At 64.8% G+C, this 17,827-nt stretch carries 18 protein-coding genes and 1 pseudogene; 13 read left to right on the plus strand and 6 right to left on the minus strand.

Going from position 1 to position 17,827, the window contains the following annotated elements; translation table 11 throughout:
- The 5 genes from J3489_RS20710 to J3489_RS20730 all read left to right on the plus strand — a co-directional run.
- Positions 1 to 248: hypothetical protein (locus J3489_RS20710; protein WP_207001152.1), on the plus strand; the 248-nt coding region annotated here is incomplete at its 5' end.
- A gap of 87 nt (positions 249 to 335) precedes the next feature.
- The gene (locus tag J3489_RS20715; protein ID WP_207001153.1) at positions 336 to 1,550 is read left to right on the plus strand and encodes a DUF2863 family protein; all 1,215 of its coding nucleotides are present in this window, start codon (positions 336 to 338) and stop codon (positions 1,548 to 1,550) included.
- A gap of 196 nt (positions 1,551 to 1,746) precedes the next feature.
- Complete coding sequence (locus tag J3489_RS20720) at positions 1,747 to 2,598, plus strand: response regulator transcription factor (protein WP_207001154.1); 852 nt, start codon at positions 1,747 to 1,749, stop codon at positions 2,596 to 2,598.
- Between the two features lie 93 nt (positions 2,599 to 2,691).
- Positions 2,692 to 3,366 carry an energy-coupling factor ABC transporter permease gene (locus J3489_RS20725; protein WP_207001155.1) on the plus strand — a complete coding sequence of 225 codons (675 nt, stop codon included), beginning with the start codon at positions 2,692 to 2,694 and terminating at the stop codon, positions 3,364 to 3,366.
- 200 nt (positions 3,367 to 3,566) lie between these two features.
- Complete coding sequence (locus tag J3489_RS20730; protein WP_207001156.1) at positions 3,567 to 4,226, plus strand: BspC domain-containing protein; 660 nt, start codon at positions 3,567 to 3,569, stop codon at positions 4,224 to 4,226.
- Between the two features lie 125 nt (positions 4,227 to 4,351).
- Here the strand turns inward: J3489_RS20730 and J3489_RS20735 are convergent, their stop codons facing one another.
- Positions 4,352 to 5,506, minus strand: coding sequence for a M14 family metallopeptidase (locus J3489_RS20735; RefSeq protein WP_207001158.1), 1,155 nt, complete (start codon positions 5,504 to 5,506; stop codon positions 4,352 to 4,354).
- Positions 5,507 to 5,550: 44 nt separating this feature from the next.
- Entirely contained in the window at positions 5,551 to 6,333 is a 783-nt protein-coding gene (yaaA, locus tag J3489_RS20740) for a peroxide stress protein YaaA (RefSeq protein WP_207001160.1), read from the minus strand.
- Positions 6,334 to 6,391: 58 nt separating this feature from the next.
- On the opposite strand from yaaA, the gene J3489_RS20745 reads away from it, so the two are divergent.
- Both J3489_RS20745 and J3489_RS20750 read left to right on the plus strand, forming a co-directional pair.
- Positions 6,392 to 6,904 (plus strand): putative toxin-antitoxin system toxin component, PIN family, encoded by a 513-nt coding sequence (locus J3489_RS20745; RefSeq protein ID WP_207001162.1) that lies wholly within the window; start codon positions 6,392 to 6,394, stop codon positions 6,902 to 6,904.
- 88 nt (positions 6,905 to 6,992) lie between these two features.
- Complete coding sequence (locus tag J3489_RS20750; RefSeq protein ID WP_207001164.1) at positions 6,993 to 8,165, plus strand: pyridoxal phosphate-dependent aminotransferase; 1,173 nt, start codon at positions 6,993 to 6,995, stop codon at positions 8,163 to 8,165.
- Between the two features lie 74 nt (positions 8,166 to 8,239).
- Here the strand turns inward: J3489_RS20750 and J3489_RS20755 are convergent, their stop codons facing one another.
- Positions 8,240 to 8,878: a glutathione S-transferase family protein gene (locus J3489_RS20755; protein ID WP_207001166.1), complete on the minus strand. Its 639-nt coding sequence runs from the start codon at positions 8,876 to 8,878 to the stop codon at positions 8,240 to 8,242.
- 128 nt (positions 8,879 to 9,006) lie between these two features.
- On the opposite strand from J3489_RS20755, the gene J3489_RS20760 reads away from it, so the two are divergent.
- The 6 genes and pseudogenes from J3489_RS20760 to J3489_RS20785 all read left to right on the plus strand — a co-directional run bounded on the left by J3489_RS20760 (position 9,007) and on the right by J3489_RS20785 (position 15,465).
- Positions 9,007 to 10,551, plus strand: coding sequence for a 3-hydroxyacyl-CoA dehydrogenase (locus J3489_RS20760; protein ID WP_207001168.1), 1,545 nt, complete (start codon positions 9,007 to 9,009; stop codon positions 10,549 to 10,551).
- A 37-nt stretch (positions 10,552 to 10,588) separates the two neighbouring features.
- Complete coding sequence (locus tag J3489_RS20765) at positions 10,589 to 11,377, plus strand: oxepin-CoA hydrolase, alternative type (RefSeq protein ID WP_207001170.1); 789 nt, start codon at positions 10,589 to 10,591, stop codon at positions 11,375 to 11,377.
- A complete protein-coding gene (locus tag J3489_RS20770; protein ID WP_207001172.1) occupies positions 11,374 to 12,105 on the plus strand; it encodes a histidine phosphatase family protein in 732 nt (243 codons plus the stop codon). The genes J3489_RS20765 and J3489_RS20770 overlap by 4 nt, the downstream gene beginning before the upstream one ends.
- A 36-nt stretch (positions 12,106 to 12,141) precedes the next feature.
- On the plus strand, positions 12,142 to 13,266 hold the full coding sequence (locus tag J3489_RS20775) for a phosphotransferase (RefSeq protein WP_207001174.1): 1,125 nt from the start codon (positions 12,142 to 12,144) through the stop codon (positions 13,264 to 13,266).
- Positions 13,267 to 13,315: 49 nt separating this feature from the next.
- Positions 13,316 to 14,552, plus strand: a pseudogene (locus tag J3489_RS20780) (acyl-CoA dehydrogenase family protein).
- A 220-nt stretch (positions 14,553 to 14,772) separates the two neighbouring features.
- The gene (locus tag J3489_RS20785; RefSeq protein WP_207001176.1) at positions 14,773 to 15,465 is read left to right on the plus strand and encodes a glutathione binding-like protein; all 693 of its coding nucleotides are present in this window, start codon (positions 14,773 to 14,775) and stop codon (positions 15,463 to 15,465) included.
- Positions 15,466 to 15,540: 75 nt separating this feature from the next.
- Here J3489_RS20785 and J3489_RS20790 read toward each other — a convergent pair whose 3' ends face one another.
- The 3 genes from J3489_RS20790 to J3489_RS20800 form a co-directional block, all read right to left on the minus strand.
- Positions 15,541 to 16,035 carry a MaoC family dehydratase gene (locus J3489_RS20790; protein ID WP_374193469.1) on the minus strand — a complete coding sequence of 165 codons (495 nt, stop codon included), beginning with the start codon at positions 16,033 to 16,035 and terminating at the stop codon, positions 15,541 to 15,543.
- A 117-nt stretch (positions 16,036 to 16,152) separates the two neighbouring features.
- The gene (locus J3489_RS20795; RefSeq protein WP_207001180.1) at positions 16,153 to 16,611 is read right to left on the minus strand and encodes a MaoC family dehydratase; all 459 of its coding nucleotides are present in this window, start codon (positions 16,609 to 16,611) and stop codon (positions 16,153 to 16,155) included.
- Between the two features lie 40 nt (positions 16,612 to 16,651).
- Positions 16,652 to 17,779 (minus strand): acyl-CoA dehydrogenase family protein, encoded by a 1,128-nt coding sequence (locus J3489_RS20800; protein ID WP_207001182.1) that lies wholly within the window; start codon positions 17,777 to 17,779, stop codon positions 16,652 to 16,654.
- Positions 17,780 to 17,827 lie beyond the last annotated feature (48 nt).

Genomic DNA, 17,827 nt, shown 5'->3' on the forward strand with positions numbered 1-17,827 from the left:
TCGCGCCCCACTCCGAAGCGCGAAAGACCGAAATTCTAGCCACCCCCTCGCGTCCTGGCAAGCGGTATTTTGAAGATCTTATGACAAGCACTTCGTCTGTGATGCTGGGCACCCATTATTCCTCGGTGTTGGTCCCGCCGCCGCCCAACAAAGCCTGGCAGCAGGCGAACATGCCGCCCTCTCAGCTTACAGCCGCGCTACTCGTCTACTCGAGCAACAGCATCGCCCCCAGCCCCCTGGGGCGTTGACGGTAATTGCCCCCCGCCCGGTCAAAGTTAAAGCCGCCGGGAAAAGACTAGAATGGAGGGTTCTTCGAATACAAACATTCAGCCACTATGCGCTCGCGAATCGCCAAACGCCTCCCTCCCGATGCTGACAAGCTGGTCGGCCTGTCGCTCGCGTTGTTTGCGTCGGGCAGCCGCATCGAAGACCGCTTCTGGGAGGCGAAGCTCGATGCGCTGCTCGCGAAAATTGTCCGAAACGGCAACCAGACGACCCTCGATGCCGCGCTCGACCATCTTCAGCAAAACCATCCCGATGCATACGGCGCGCTTGCCGACATGGCCGAAACGCATAGCGAGTCGTTCGTGGTCGAACATGAAGGCACGCCGTACGAAGCGCTCTTGATCGCCGCGCCGGTGCTGGCATGGACCCGCTACGCAATCCCGTCCGGCCCGCTGAAGACTGATTCCGTCGACGCGCTGCGCGCGCATCTGCAGGCACACGTTCTCGCCGATTCCACGCGGGTCGCACTCGCGCCGTTCCTGTACAGCATCGATCAGTTGCCCCGGCATCACGTCGAAACGTATCGGGTGGCGCAACAGCTCGTCCAGGCCGCCGTCAGCGGAACCGTCACCAAGATCAATTTCGGCGATCTACCGGAAACCTCGCCGATTCTCGCCGACCCGCGCTTCCTGCTTGCGGTTGTCGCCGCGCCGGTCGGCGCCCCGCTCTTTCGATGGCAGGAGGAAGACGGCGGGGCGCGCATCGAGCGCGGCCAATGCCTCGAGCAATGGGCGACGCAAGGCGGCGCCAATCTCGCATTGGTGCTGCCGGGCTGCGAATTCGAATGCCTGCTGCCGGATGCCTATTACTCGGCCTGCCGCGACGCCGATGAGCGCGTGCGCCCGCACACGGTCCGCACAGCCATCCGCTACCTCTACGACACGATCGGCGCAGCGCCGCACGACCTCAGAGCCGTGGTGGCGGGCTTCGGCGAGCGCCGCATCGACGAGTATCGCGTCGGCTTCACCCGGCGCGGCAGCAACGACGTGATCTATGGCGTCGTCTGGCCCCTCTACGGGCGCGAAAACGGCGAGCTGGCCATCGACGAGGAACCGGAAGGCGCCGAGGCCGCCGACGGCCCACTCGAGGAAATCGTCGCGCTGCTTAAGGAAGCCGGCGTGACCGACATCCGCCGCCATGCCGGGCGCTTCGAGCCGGAATACTGCGACGACTGCGGCGTGCCGTTGTACGCGGACCCGCTCGGCGAGATCGTGCACGCCGAAATGCCGGAAGATGCCGAGCCCGCGCAACCGCATTTTCATTGAGTTTGCGCGTCGAGCGCGCCGCGACACCGAGCCCTGCCCTGCGCAGGGCTTTTTTCTGCATTTTTCCTATGCCATTCGGCCAGCCGCACGCGACGTAAGGAATTTGTCATCATAGTGCCGGCGGTGCATCACAGACAGCCGGCTCGAACCGGCACACGGATATCGCGCCGCCTCATCCAACCTAGGGAGGCAAAGTATGCGGTTCTCGGTTGTGAATTCAGAAGCAGAAAGACGCGACGGGCTCAAGGCCCTGCTGCGGCAAATCGATCGGCAGGCGCGCTTTAACGATGCGAAAGATTGGGCCCAGGCAAGCCGCGCATTGCAGCGTTCGAGTGTCGATCTTCTCGTCGTCGACTGGCAGGACTCGATGTGCGTGACGGATATACGCGCGCTCCTCAACGAGCACCCGTCGCTGCGAATCGCGGCGCTCACCGACGATGCCTCGCTGCCCCAGGTGCGGGCACTGCTCGGCGAAGGCGTACGCGGCATCATTCCGCGAGCGATGGAACCGCAGTTGATCGTCCACGCGTTCGAGCGGGTGTTGCTCGGCGGCCACTTCGTGTCGCATCGCGTGCTGACGCTAGACGTGCCATCGGCGCAAGAGCCGCCGCACGGCGCCGGGTCGCGAGCACGCGATGCCGCCAACCTCTATTCGCGCCGGATGCGCCTCTCGCGTCCGCTGTCGCCGCGTCAAGAGCAGATCATGCGCTGCGTCCACATGGGAAGCACCAACAAGATGATCGCGCGCACGCTCGGCATCAGCGAGGGCACGGTCAAGATACATCTCGCCAGCATCTTCCAGCAGTTGGGCGCGCTCAACCGCGCTGCAGCCGTTGCGCTCTACAACGACTGGCAGTCGCCGCAACTCGAAGTCCTGCGCCCGCTTGCCGATAGCGCACCAAAGCCCGTGCTCGGCCAGCCCGGGCCCGTGCCTCTGCGACCTAATACCGGCTTCAAATATCCGTTGCCCGACAACGACGACAGCAATCTTCCGATCGCTGCTGAACCTGTTGCGCCATTCGGCAAGAGGAGATCAGACGGAACCTGACGCGTCGCCCGAGGCATTGGCCAGCGGCTTCGACAGGCCGCTGGCATGGAATCCGCTCACACCTTTTGCGCACCAACGAGTAATATGAGATGCATGGGTTTCCTCTACACACCGTTACCGTTATGGCTTGCCGTCGGTGCCTGGATCGTCGCCGCAGGACTGCTTGCGTTCGCGTTATCGCGCAGGCCGTTCCGGCGTCTTCAGGACGGCACGCTGCAGCACGTGTGGCTCGCGATCATCGTGGCGGTTTCGGTGCTATGGGCGACCAACGCCTGGCTGGACGACGGACCTGTCATGCATCTGCTCGGCGCGACGCTGGTGGTCACGCTGTTCGATTGGGCGCTGGCGCTGATTGCGATGGCGGCCGTCAGCGGCATCGCTGCGGTGATTTTCGATGCGACTTGGCAAGGCATCGCGCTGACCTTCCTTGTCTACGGAGCGATGCCTGTCGGCGTTTCCGCGTTGTTGCAGCGCGCGACGATCGCGTGGCTGCCGCGCAATTTGTTTGTCTTTATCTGCGCGCAAGGCTTCGTATCCCCGGCAATTGCGGTGGCCGTTGCATCGGCAGCCGCGATCGGTACGCACGTGGCGCTCGCCAACGGCTCGATGGCCGTGATCCCGGTTGGGTACGCCTTCAGCGTACTCCTGCTCGCTTCCGGCGAGGCGTGGTTTACCGGGATGTCGACTGCGCTCATCGCGGTCTATAAACCGACGTGGGTAACCACGTACGATGTGCGCCGCTATCGGCTCGGCGGCCCCCGCACCTGAGTCGCGGCGCCGCGCCCGACCCGTGCGGCGCTGCGGCGGATGCAATTGCGACGTGGCATCGGCAGTGGAACACCGAGCGAGTTCGCCAAGGCATCGGCCGATTTTTCGCAGCATAGCCCGCCGGAATATTTGTTCTGAAGTTGAACTACACCGCATCGTCAGGCATCTTACGTGCCTGTTGTCTCAACCTGCATAATTAGATGGATAGCTCCAACACTCCGCGCCGATTCTTTCTTTTCGTCGGCCGGCTGGCGGCGTGCGCTGCCAGCGTTTCACTTGCGCTTGCCACTCCCGCCTTTGCCGACCTTGTCGATCAGCGCAACGAAATGATCAACAAGTACATCACCGATATGCATGCCGACCCGCTCGTCGCCGACTGCGCGGCGCACGGAAACTTCGTCGCCAGCACATCGAGCGCAATCGACCATGTCGAGTTCTCTCCCGAATCTTTCGATAGCGAGCACGCCACCATCACCCCCTGGAACGATTCGTTCGACGAAGGCAAACAACGAGTGAAAGTCGATAACATCGTGACGGTCGAAGGGTTGGGCTACCCGCACGACGCGAGTCAGCCGCCGATCAATTTGAAGTTCCGCTGCGGCTATGTCGGCACGCAGATGCTCGCTTTCAGTTGGAACGATCCGGTGCCGCCCGCAACGCGTGCCAAGGCGCCCGTCTCCAAGGCTGCGAAAGGCAAACACACTGGCAAGGGCACGACGAAAAAGAAGTCGACCGGCAAGAGCGCCTCCAAGGCGGTCTCGTCGAACGCAACGACGAAGAAAAAGGCCACGGCCAATAAGTCGTCGACAAAGAAGGAGACCAATACGGAGCAGAAGACGTCGACGGCAAAAGAGTCCTGACCGTTTTGGGCGACCCGTCTGTGCCGTTGCGCCGCGCATGAGGCGATTCGACGCGCTCGCCGGCCACGCAGATGGCAAACGCCAGCGAGGCATCACGCCGCGGCGCAGCACCGGGCCTCAGGGCCTCAGGCAAACGTCTCGACATGCCGCAGCACCGCATTGAGCATCGCCGCGCCCAGCGCCGCGCTGCGCTCGCCGTTCCAGCCGACGCGCTCGTCGGGAAGATTCGCGTTGTCCTTGAACGGCATCTCCAGCGTCAACGACAGGCAGCCGAATTCGTGGCCGATGGACTTCGACGCGAGCTTCAGCGCGTCCTGCTGGTACTTCGACGGTTCGTAGCCGAATTTGTCCTGGAAGTCCGGGCTTGCCTGCTTGAATGCGTCGATGAATGCGGCTTGCCGCCTACCCTGCTCCTCCGTAAAACCGGGCAACATCTCGGAGCCCGCGACGAACACATACGGCAGGGCCTCGTCGCCATGGATATCGAAGAAGAGATCGCAGCCCGTCGCACGAATGGCATCGCGCACGAGCAGCACTTCGGGGCTGCGCGCCGCGTCCGGCTCCATCCATTCGCGGTTCAAGTTCGCGCCTGCGGCATTGGTGCGCAGATTGCCGCGCACGCTGCCGTCCGGATTCATGTTCGGCACGATGTAGAACACCGCGTGGTCATAGAGCTTTCGCGCAACCGGGTCGCCCGCCCAATCGCCCCACCCTGCGAGCCGCTTCACGAGGCCCTCGACGAACCACTCGGCCATCGTCTCGCCCGGGTGCTGGCGCGCGATGATCCAGACCTTCTTCTTGGGCTTGTCGCCGGTATCCGGCGTGCCGAGCACGAGCAGCGACATCGGTCGGCCTTCGACCGTCTGTCCAAGTTCGACCAGATTCGCTTGCGGCATCTGCTGCACGGCGCCGAGAAACTCCGAATGCCGCTCCTCGCTGTACGGCTCGAAATACGCGTAGTAGATGCGGTCGAAATCGGGCGTGTGGTCGATCGTCATCACGCGTCCGTCGTATGACGTCGGCACGCGGAACCAGTTGACGCGGTCGTAGCTCGCCACGGCCTGGTAGTTGCGCCATCCTTCCGCGAACGCGCACTCGGACGCGTTTTCGAAGGTCATCACGCAGCGCGCGCCGCGCGCGCCCGAAAGGCGGAAATAGAACCACTGCGCAAAATCCGCGTGGCTGTCGCGGCGGACGCGCAGGCGGATATCGTCCGCTTGTTCGCAGGATAGGACTTCGACTGCGCCGGCGTCAAAGTTGGTCGTGATCAATAGACTCATGGGGCGTTCCTTGTCTGGTAGGGATGCGTCGGCGGACTTGACCGTCAATCGCCCACGCGCCGGCGAAATACATAAGTGGAGTCGTTCGAAGCCTCGGCATCGAACGCGTAGCCTTCGGCCGCGAAGTTTTTCAGCGCTTCCGGCGCGTCCGCGCGGTTTTCGACCGCATAGCGCGCCATCAGGCCGCGAGCGCGTTTCGCGTGAAAGCTGATGATCTTGTAGCGGCCACCCTTCCAGTCCTCGAAGACCGGCGTGACGACCGGCGCGTCGAGCAGCTTCGGCTTGACCGACTTGAAGTACTCCTCCGACGCGCAATTGACGAGCACCCGCGCCGCCCCTTTGTTCTTTTGCAACTGAGCGTTGAGCGCGTGCGTGATGCGCTCGCCCCAGAACGCGTAGAGATCCTTGCCGCGTCCGTTCGCAAAGCGCGTCCCCATTTCGAGCCGGTATGGCTGCAGCAGGTCGAGCGGCCGCAGCAACCCGTAAAGGCCCGACAGCACGCGCACGTGGTGTTGCGCGTAGTCGAGATCGGCGGCCGAAAGCGACTTCGCGTCGAACCCCTCGTACACGTCGCCATTGAATGCGAGCACGGCCTGCTTCGCGTTTTCGGCACTAAAGCGCGGCGACCAATCGGCATAACGCTGGAAGTTCAGATGCGCGAGCGTATCGGAGATGCCCATCAGCGACGCGATCTGTTGCGGTGACAGGCGGCGCAGCTCGCCGATCAGCTCGGCGGCTTCGTCTGCAAAATCGGGGATCGTATGTTTCTTGACGTGCGGCGGCGTTTCGTAGTCGAGCGATTTCGCCGGAGACAAAACAATTATCATAGAGGCTCGCCGGCACGCCGTGCCGGGCGGTAAAGACGGGAAAGCCCGATTGTAACGAATGCCTAGTTCCCATGCCTCGCGCGGCGCGCCCCGCGTCATCCTCGATTCGAATGTCTGGATCGACATTCTCGTCTTCGACGACCCCGACACGCGTCCGATCCAGGCGGCGCTGGAATCCGGCGCGCTGCACGCGTTGATCGATGCGCGGTGCCTCGCCGAGCTCACGCGCGTGCTGGACTATCCGCAGTTCGTCGCGCGCAATGTCGACAAGGAAGCGGCGCTGGCGGCCGTCAGACGCCTGGCGGAATTCGTCGCGCCGGAAGCGGCGGACGCTCCGCCAGAAAATGCCCGTCCGCTGCCGAACTGCAAGGATCGCGACGACCAGAAGTTTCTCGAACTCGCACATGCGGCGCACGCCGATTGGCTCGTATCGAAAGACCGTGCCGTGCTGAAGCTCGCGAAGCGAATCGCGCGCGACTTCGGCTTTCGGATCGCACAACCTGCGCCATTCGTCGCTGCCTGCGAACTCGGCGCCGCCGCCGTGCCGGAGCCGGCACCAGAACCAGCCTGACGCCTGGCATTCGACATCAGGCCCGCCGAAACCCTCCGCCAGCGCCTTGACCTCCAACACGAACCTGCTCGAGCCTGCCGACCGAATCATGAACGCACCGCACGAAACGCTCACGACACCCACCTTCGCCTCGCGCCTGCCGCACGTCGGCACGACGATCTTCACGGTCATGAGCGCGCTCGCCGCCGAAAAGCGCGCGGTCAACCTCGGCCAGGGCTTTCCCGATTTCGATTGCGATCCGCGCATCGTCGACGCGGTTGCGAAAGCGATGCGCGACGGACACAATCAATATCCGCCGATGGCCGGCATCGCGCCGCTGCGCCAAGCGATCTCGGACAAAGTCGCGAACCTCTACGGCCGGCGCTACGACGCGAATACCGAAGTCACCGTGACGGCCGGCGCCACGCAGGCATTGCTCACGGCGATCCTCGCGACTGTGCACCCAGGCGACGAGGTCATCGTCCTCGAACCGAACTACGACTGCTATGTGCCGTCGATCGAGCTGGCGGGCGGCAAGCCGGTCTTCGTCACGCTTGAAGCGCCCGACTACGCGATTCCGTTCGACAAGCTCGCCGCCGCGGTCACGCCGAAGACCCGGCTCATCCTGATCAACACGCCGCACAACCCGACCGGCACGGTCTGGCGCGCCGACGACATGCGCAAGCTCGAGGAGATCGTGCACGGGACGAACGTGCTGATCGTCTCGGACGAGGTCTATGAGCACATGGTGTACGACGGCGCACCGCACGAAAGCGTCGCGCGCTACGCGGAGCTCGCGCAGCGCAGCTTTGTGGTGTCGAGCTTCGGCAAGACCTTTCACGTGACAGGCTGGAAGATCGGCTATGTCTGCGCACCGGCCGCACTGACGGCCGAGTTCCGCAAGGTCCATCAATTCAATGTGTTCACGGTGAACACGCCGATGCAGTATGGGCTCGCCGACTATCTGCGCGATCCGGCGCCCTATCTAGCGCTGCCGGCGTTCTATCAGAGGAAGCGCGACTTTTTCCGCGAAGGCCTCGCGAAGACCCGCTTCAAGCTCCTGCCTTGCACCGGCACGTACTTTCAGTGCGTCGACTACGCGGCGGTGAGCGATCTGCCGGAAGCGGATTTCTCGACGTGGCTCACGAGCGAAATCGGCGTGGCGGCGATTCCGGTGTCGGCCTTCTATCACGAGGCGCACGAATCGGGCGTCGTGCGCTTTTGCTTCGCGAAGCAGGAAAGCACGCTCGCCACCGCGCTCGAACGGCTCGCGCGGCTCTGACGGCGAGCGCGATCATGCGACAGAGCGCCCGTTGTTCGCATTCGCGCCTCGCGTTCACGGCTCGTGCAGCCGCTTCATTTTGCAGCGACGTATGCCTTGCGATCGTCCGTCACGCGCTGCGCGGCGGGCCGCTGGTTGATCAGCTTCACGTAGCGCTTCCAATCGATGCCTGCATCGAGCAGGAAGTCGCGCCCGTAGACCGTGTTCGTCGCCATGCCGACGAGCGGCAGGCTTGCAAACGCGGCGATATCGGCGATGGTGAATTCGTGGCCCGCCAGATAAGGCGCGAACTTCGCGAGCCGCTTGAAGCCGGCAATGCCGTGCATCAGGCGCTTCTCAGCCCGCGCCTTGGTGGCGTCAGTCACCGTGCCGCCGAAGAACGCCTCCTTGTACAGCTCGCGCGCGACGAGTTCGAGATGCAGGTCGACGAACGTCACCAGTTCACGCGCCTTCGCGGCCTCGAACGGATCGGCCGGAAAAATCGGCTTGTCGGGATAGCGCTGTGCGAGATACTCGACGATCACTTCCGATTCGCACAAATCGCCCGCTTCCGTGCGGATGTACGGCACCTTGCCGAGCGGCGAATGCGCAAGCACCGCTTCGTCCTGCGACGGAATGATGAACACTTCCTCGAACTCAATACCGTGTTCGAGCAAAACGAACTTCACCTTGTTGTAGTAGTTGGACAGCGCGAAACCGTGCAGCTGGATCATACGGCGTCTCCATGTGACAGGATGATCGGAGCCGTTAGGCGCCACGCGCCGCCGCCAAGCTCCGCCAGGCATCATTTTAAATCGCACGACCGTGCTATTTTAAAACAGATTTGGAGTGGGACACCATTATGGCCTCTCGTCGGACCCGCATCGAGACTGTCGGCATCGTAGGCACAGGCGCGATGGGACGCGGCATCGCGCAGATCGCGGCGCTCGCCGGCCTCACCGTGCGGCTCTTCGATACCGACCCGCAAGCCGTCTTAGCCGCACGCGATTACCTCGCGGACATCTTCGTCAAGCTGACCGTCAAGGGCAAACTCGATGAAGCCGGCGCGCACGCCGCGCTCGCACGCGTGATCGGCGCGCAGGCGCTCGCCGAGCTCGCCGATTGCGATCTGGTGGTCGAGGCGATCGTCGAAAAGCTCGACGCCAAGCGCGCGCTCTTTCGCGAACTCGAAACCATCGTCAGCGGGCGCTGCGTGCTCGCGTCCAACACGTCGTCGCTGTCGATTACCGCCATTGCCGCCGCGTGCACGGATGCGTCGCGCGTCGTGGGCTATCACTTCTTCAATCCAGTGCCGCTCATGAAGGTCGTCGAAGTGATCGACGGGCTGCGCGGCGATCCGGCTGCCGGCGACGCGCTCATGGACCTCGCACGCCGCATGGGACACACCCCCGTGCGCGCGAAGGACATGCCCGGCTTCATCGTCAACCACGCCGGACGCGGGATGAATACCGAAGGGTTGCGCGTCGCGAGCGAGGGCGTGGCGAGCTTTGCCGATATCGACAGGATCATGCGCGAGCAGGCCGGCTTTCGCCTCGGTCCGTTCGAACTGCTCGACCTGACCGCGCTCGACGTGTCGCATCCCGTGATGGAGTCGATCTATCACCAGTTCTATGAGGAGCCCCGCTTCACGCCGTCGCCGATTACCGGCACGCGGCTCGCGGGCGGGCTGATCGGCAAGAAGGCAGGCGAAGGTTTTTATCGCTACGTCGACGGCAAGCAGCAAGTGCCCGGCGAGCCGAGCGCGCCCACCGCACTGCCGCAGCGCGTGTGGGTCAGCGGGCGTCATCCCGAGGCGCGCAACGCGGTGTTGGAACTCGTGACACGCGCCAACGTCGCGCTCGACGAAGGCGCAAAACCCGCTCGCGATTCCTTGATCGTCGTGACGCCGTTCGGTCTCGATGCGACGACGGCGGCCGTCGAAGAGCAACTGGATGCCAGCCGCACCGTCGCAATCGATGCCCTCTTCCCGCTCGCCACCGTCAAGCGCCGCACGCTGATGACGACGCCGGCCACGACACGCGCCGCGCGCGATGCCGCCCATGCGCTCTTCGCCGCCGACGGCGTGCCCGTCACGGCGATCCGCGATTCAACGGGCTTCGTCGCGCAGCGGATCGTCGCGACGATCGTCAACATCGGCTGCGACATCGCGCAGCGGCAGATCGCCTCGCCGCAAGATATCGACCTCGCCGTCACGCTCGGCCTCGGCTATCCGAAGGGACCGCTCGCACTCGGCGATGCGCTCGGCGCGCAGACCCTCCTGACGATTCTGCGCAATATGTCGAACGTGCTCGGCGATCCGCGCTATCGGCCGTCGCCGTGGCTCGCGCGCCGCGCCCAGCTCTGCCTGCCGCTTACGAGCGCCGATGCGGCCGACGCCCCGAACTAAGATCGAATTCGAACACGCCACTGACCCAGGAACCACCATGACCGCCGAACTCCTCGCGTCGCGCCCGCCCGAAAGCGAATCGACGCTCGTTCTCACGCTCTCGAACCCCGGCGCGCGCAACGCGCTGCATCCTGACATGTACGCCGCCGGCATCGAGGCGCTCGACACTGCCGAGCGCGATGCGTCGATCCGCGCGATCGTGCTGACCGGCGCGGACGGCTTCTTTTGCGCGGGCGGCAACCTGAACCGGCTGCTCGAGAACCGCGCGAAAGATCCGTCGGTGCAGGCGCAAAGCATCGACCTGCTCGGCGAGTGGATCTCGGCGCTGCGCGCCTCGACGAAGCCGGCGATTGCTGCCGTGGCCGGCGCCGCGGCCGGCGCGGGCTTCTCGCTCGCACTGGCGTGCGATCTGATCGTCGCCGCGGACGATGCGAAATTCGTCATGTCGTATTCGCGCGTCGGCCTCACACCCGACGGCGGCGGGTCGTGGTTTCTCGCGCGCGCCTTGCCGCGCCAGCTCGCGACCGAAATCCTGCTCGAAGCCAAGCCGGTCGCCGCCACGCGCCTCGTCGAACTGGGCGTCGTGAACCGGCTCGCGAAGCCATCCGCCGTGCTCGACACCGCGCTCGCCTGGGCCAACGAGCTTGGGCGCGTTTCGCCGAACGCCGCCACGCGGATCAAGTCGCTCGTCGCCGCGGCCGATTCGCAGCCGCTCGCCGATCACCTGATTGCCGAGCGCGACAGCTTCGTCGCGTCGCTCCATCACCGCGACGGGCTCGAAGGCATCACCGCATTCCTCGAAAAACGCGCCCCGGTCTACAAATGAGCGATCCGACGACAGCAGGCTTCGACATGCCCAAGCGCCGCCGCATCTTCCTGATGCGGCACGGCGACGTGACTTACTTCGACGCCTCGGGCCGCGCGATCGAGCCCGAAACGGTGCCGCTCAACGCGAACGGCCGCGAACAGGCCAGCGCGGCGGGCCGCGAGTTCGCCGCGCACGAGGTGCGCTTCGATCGCGTGATCGTGAGCGGCTTGCCGCGCACGGTCGAAACAGCGCAGCGCGTGCTGGCGGAGACGGGACAGAAGATCGAGATCGAAATCTGGCCCGAATGGCAGGAGATTCGCGGCGGACGCCTTGCGGGCCTGCCGCCCGGCGAAGTCGAATCCGCCTTTCTGCGCGTGTTCGACGGCATCGTCGCCGAGGACACGCACTTCCTCGGCGGCGAGACGATCGGCGAATTGCTCGATCGCGTGCTGCCGCCCGTCGCAAAGCTGCGCGACGATCCGTTGTGGGACACGGCGCTGCTCGTGCTGCACGGCGGCGTCAATCGCGCGCTGCTCTCGCACGCGATCACGGCAGGCGGGCGCGCGTTCTTCGGCCACCTCGCGCAGGCGACGGGCTGCATCAACGCGCTCGACGTCGGCGGCGAGCCGCGCGACTGGGTCATCCGCACGCTCAACTATTCGCCGCCGTCCCCGCTATTCAAGGACGTGCGCAACACGACGATGGAACTGCTCTACGCGCAATACCTTCGATATAAGCGCGACTGAGCACGAGTATCGAACCCAACCGATCTGGAGGAGACAATGGCAACGAGCCGTCCAGCAGCAGATTCGGATCCGCCGCAAGACTATTCGGCGTTCGTCGGCACCCGCGCGGTGTCCGAGCGTCAGCGTTTCGACATCGCGGCGCTCGGAGAATGGCTCGCCGCGCACGTCGACGGCTTCGCCGGGCCGCTCGCTGTCGAGCAATTCGCCGGCGGCCAGTCGAACCCCACGTTCAAGCTCGTCACGCCGTCGCGCAGCTACGTGATGCGCGCGAAACCCGGCCCTGCCGCGAAGCTCTTGCCGTCCGCGCACGCGATCGAGCGCGAGTACCGCGTGATGGACGCGCTCGCAGGCACCGATGTCCCCGTCGCGCAAATGCTCGCGCTTTGCGAAGACGAAGCGGTGATCGGCCGTGCGTTCTACGTGATGGAGTTCGTCGCGGGCCGCGTGCTGTGGGACCCGTCGCTGCCCGGCATGTCGAGCGCCGAACGCGCGGCGATCTACGACGAAATGAATCGCGTGATCGCGGCATTGCATACGATCGATGTCGAGAAGGCCGGCCTTGCCGACTACGGCAAGCCGGGCAACTACTTCGCGCGGCAGATCGGCCGCTGGAGCAAGCAGTACCAGGCGTCCGAGACCGAGCCGATCGAAGCGATGCACCGGCTCATCGAATGGCTGCCGCAGCACATGCCGGCTGAAGCGGACGACGGCACGCAGGGACAGAGGCGCGTGTCGATCGTGCACGGCGACTACCGGCTCGACAATCTGATCTTCCATCCAAGCGAGCCGCGCGTGCTCGCAGTGCTCGACTGGGAGCTGTCGACGCTCGGCAGCCCGCTCGCCGACTTCGCCTACCATTGCATGGCGTGGCACGTCGACCCCAAGCAGTTTCGCGGCATCGCCGGGCTCGATTGGACGGCGCTCGGCATTCCCGATGAAGCTCATTACGTGCAGCGCTATTGCGAACGCACGGGCTTGAAGATCGAAGGCGACTGGAACTTCTACCTGGCCTACAACATGTTCCGCATCGCGGCGATCCTGCAAGGGATCATGAAGCGCGTCGTCGAGGGCACGGCGGCGAGCGCACAAGCGGCCGACGCCGGCCGCCGCGCACGGCCGATGGCCGAACTGGCGTGGCAGTACGCGCAGAAAGTGCGCTGAGCTCGGCACCGATACCGTCACGAAAGAAACCGTCCCAGCGGGAGGCATCATGAATTTCGACTACACCCCGAAAGTCCAGGCGTTGCGCGAGAAGCTCCTCGCGTTCTTCGACGAGCACGTCTATCCGAACGAAAAGACGTTCTACGAGGAAATCGCTCGCAACCGGCAAAACGGCAATGCGTGGATACCGACGCAAATCGTCGAGACGCTCAAGACGCGCGCGCGAGGCCGGCCTATGGAATCTCTTCCTGCCCGCCTCGAAGCGCGGCGCAGGCCTGACGAACCTCGAATACGCGCCGCTCTGCGAGATCATGGGCCGCGTGCCCTGGGCGCCGGAAGTCTTCAACTGCAACGCGCCCGACACCGGCAACATGGAAACGCTCGAGCGCTACGGCAGCGAAGCGAACAAGCGCGAATGGCTCGAGCCGCTGCTCGAAGGCCGGATCCGCTCGGCGTTCCTGATGACCGAGCCTGACGTGGCGTCCTCCGATGCGACGAACATCCAGACGCGCATCGAGCGCGACGGCACCGACTACGTGCTCAACGGGCGCAAGTGGTGGTCGTCGGGCGCGGGCGATCCGCGCTGCAAGATCTATATCGTGATGGGCAAGACCGATCCCGACGCGGCGAAACACCAGCAGCAATCGATGATTCTCGTCCCCGCGGACAGCGCCGGCATCACCGTGCACCGGCCGCTGTCGGTGTTCGGCTACGACGACGCGCCGCACGGCCACATGGAGATCACGCTCGAAAACGTGCGTGTGCCCGCATCGAACATGCTGCTGGGCGTTGGCCGCGGCTTCGAGATTGCGCAAGGCCGCCTCGGTCCGGGCCGCATCCACCACTGCATGCGCTTGATCGGGCTCGCGGAACGCGCGCTCGAATTGATGTGCAAGCGCACCTCGCAGCGCGTCGCGTTCGGCAAGCCCATCGCCGCGCAGACGGTCACGCAGGAACGCATCGCCGAAGCGCGTTGCATGATCGAACAGGCGCGCCTCTTGACGCTGAAGACCGCCTACATGATGGACACCGTCGGCAACAAGGGCGCGCGCGGGGAGATCGCGATGATCAAGGTCGTCGCACCGAACATGGCGTGCCAGGTGATCGACTGGGCGATCCAGGCGCACGGCGGCGGCGGCGTCAGCGACGACTTCCCGCTCGCCTACGCGTACGCGTCGGCCCGCACGCTGCGCTTCGCTGACGGCCCCGACGAAGTGCACCGCAACGCGATCGCGAAGCTCGAACTCGCGCGCTACGTGGACCCTGAAGCGGCCGCGCACGGCTGAGAAACCCGGACGCCAAGCCGGATTTTCGAGGCCGTCAGCAGCACGTAGCAATCCATGCTCTAATTTTTTCCGTGCTTTTGGCGCCGCGTGTGCGGCGCCGTCCTTATGGAAAAGGAGACGAGATGCACTATCCCCACGCTCACTTGCTTTGCATGGGACCGGAGTACGCGCTAAAGCGCTACTCCGGATCGACACGTTCGCTGCCCCCGAAGGAGGCGTCATGATCGACGTCTATAGCTGGGCGACCCCGAACGGCCATAAGGTTCACATCATGCTCGAGGAGACGGGCCTCGATTACAACGTGCACGGCGTCGACATCGGCGCCGGCGACCAGTTCAAGCCCGAGTTCCTCGCGATCAGCCCGAACAACAAGATCCCGGCGATCGTCGATTCGCAAGGGCCTGGCGGCAAGCCGCTGTCGCTGTTCGAATCGGGCGCGATCCTGATCTATCTGGCCGAGAAGACCGGCAAGTTCCTCTCCGCCGATCCCGCCGCCCGCTACACGACGCTGCAATGGCTGATGTTCCAGATGGGCGGCATCGGCCCGATGTTCGGTCAGACGCACCATTTCCGCATCTATGCGCCCGAGCAGATCGAATACGCGGTCAGCCGCTACACGAACGAGACGAAGCGCCTGTACGGCGTGATGGATACGAAGCTCGGCAAGACGCAATATCTCGCGGGCAACGATTACTCGATCGCCGACATCGCGAGCTTTCCATGGACACGCTCCTGGAAGAACCAGGGCGTCGATCTGGACGACTTCCCGAACGTGAAACGCTGGCATGAAGCGATTGCGGCGCGGCCGGCGGTCCAGCGCGCGGTCGAAGTGCTGGCGTCGGAACGCAAGGCTTCGTTCGACGACAAAGCGAAGGAAGTGCTGTTCGGCGCGACGCAATACGCGCGGCATTGAGCGGCAACCGCGCCGCGGGGCATTGTGGCGAGCGGCCCTCGACGTGCCGCTCGCCGCGCCCTGCAACGAACTTCCTTAGAAATAGTGCCGCGTGATGAACTCGGCGACGCAAACCGGCTTGTCGCTGCCGCCCGCAGCGCCGCCTTCGGCTTCGAGCGTCACGTTCCAGATGACCTGTACGCCGCCGCCGTCCACATCGGTCACGCCCTCCACCTGAAAGCGCGCCCGCACGCGCGCACCCACCCGAACCGGCGCCGTGAAGCGTACGCGATTGAGCCCGTAGTTGACGCCCATGCGCTGCCGCATCGCGACGGTCTTTTCGAGCAGCGCCGGGACCAGCGACAACGTCAGGAATCCATGCGCGACCGCTCCGCCGAACGGCGAATCGCGCGCGGCCCGTTCGGGGTCGACGTGTATCCACTGGTGATCGCCGGTCGCATCCGCAAACATGCCGACGCGAGCCTGATCGATTTCGACCCAGCCGCTCGTCAGCGGCGCGGCGCCGATGAGCGAGCGCAGCGCGTCGGCATCGCCGAGCTCGACGATCGCGTTCTGCGCAGAAGCCGGCATCTCAGGCGTCATGTTGCCTCCCGTCCCCCAGGGGACTTCCTTCGGGGCGCTGGGCCGCCCCAAGGAAGGCAACCGCCCTCGCGGCTGGAAGCGAACAATAGTGAGCGTGGGGGCGGTTCATCGGGTGCCTCCCGGATTACGCAGCCCGAAAATCACCTTCGAGCGCACGACGATAACCGTCTCCCCGTTCTGGTTGATGCCTTCCCATTGGATCGACACGATGCCGCGGTCCGGACGGCTCTCGGATACGCGCTTGTCGAGGACCGTGTTCTTCATCAGGATCGTGTCGCCGGCGCGCACCGGCTTGATCCAGCGGACTTCGTCGACGCCGGGCGAGCCCATCGACGTCGAACCGCGCAACTGATTGCGCACGACAAGACCCATCATGACCGAACACGTATGCCAGCCGCTCGCGATCAGACCGCCGAACGGGGACGCCTTCGCGGCGGCCTCGTCCACATGGAACGGCTGCGGGTCGAACTGCTCGCCGAACCGGATGATTTCGTCGGCGCCGAACGTGTGCTCGCCGACGTCCGCCGTCGTGCCGACTTCAAAGTCTTCGTAACTCATACCCATTGTTCTGCTCCTTCATTGAAGTGAGTCTTCGCGACAGCGCTCAGGCATCGGCCGTCGCGAAACCCGGCAGCGCCGCGAAGCGCGCGAGGTGATGGTCGACGTCGCCGAGCGTCGTCTCGATGATCGCGAGCCGCTTGAACCAGTGCGCCGCCGCGACCTCGTTGGTCACGCCCATGCCGCCGTGCAACTGCACCGCTTGCTGACCGACGAAGCGCGCGGCTTGTCCGATGCGCACTTTCGCCGCCGATACCGCGCGGCGCCGCTCGTCGGCATCGCGGCTCGCATAGCGGACCGCCGCCAGATACGCGAGCGAACGCGCCTGTTCCGTATGAATCAGCATCTCGGCCATTCGGTGCTGCAGCACCTGGAAGCGCGCAATCGGCACGCCAAACTGCTGACGCGCTTTCGTGTATTCGAGGGTTGCATGATTCAGCGCGTCGAGCGCGCCGATGGCTTCCGCGCACAGCAGGACGATGCCATAGTCGGCGATGTGCTCGAGCGTCGCTGCTCCCGCGTGCACGCCGGCAAGCCGGCGGGCGGGCGTATTGGCGAACGTGAGCGTCGCGGCGCGCTGACCGTCGATCGTGCGGTACTCGGCAACCTCGGCGTGCGCCGCGTCGCGCGGCACGATGAACAACGCGATTTCGCCGGCAAGACGCGCCGGCACGATCCAATAGTCCGCTTGCGCGCCGTGCTGCACGATCGATTTGCATCCGGTCAGCGTGAATCGGCCGCCCTCTTCTTTGGCAGTAGTCGCGATATCGAACAGGTCGTAGCGCGCGTGAGGCTCATGAAACGCCACAGCGAGCTTGATCTCGCCTGCGCCCGCGCGTTCGAGCCATTGCGCGTCGTCGCCGTCGCCCGTACCCGCAAGACGCAGCGCCTCGATGCCGACCGCCGTCGCCCAATACGGCTCGACGACGAGCCCTCGCCCCAGCTCCTGCATCACGACGAGCATGTCGACCGCACTGCCGCCGAACCCGCCCTGCGCTTCGGGCACCGGCAGCGCCGTCAGGCCAAGCTCGGCGAAAGCGCCCCAATGCGCGGCCGAGACGCCCGGCTCCGACCGCACGATGGCCTGCCGCGTTTCGAAGCCGTAGTGCTTCTCGAGATAGCGACGCAGCGCGTCGGCGAATTGCTGCTGTTCATCGGTGAAGGTGAAGTCCATGCGCCGCTCCTGTCGATCAGAGTTGGCGCTTTAGCGCTTACTCTGGTC

This window comes from Trinickia mobilis (genome assembly GCF_017315705.1).
Classification (GTDB): Bacteria; Pseudomonadota; Gammaproteobacteria; order Burkholderiales; family Burkholderiaceae; genus Trinickia_A; species Trinickia_A mobilis.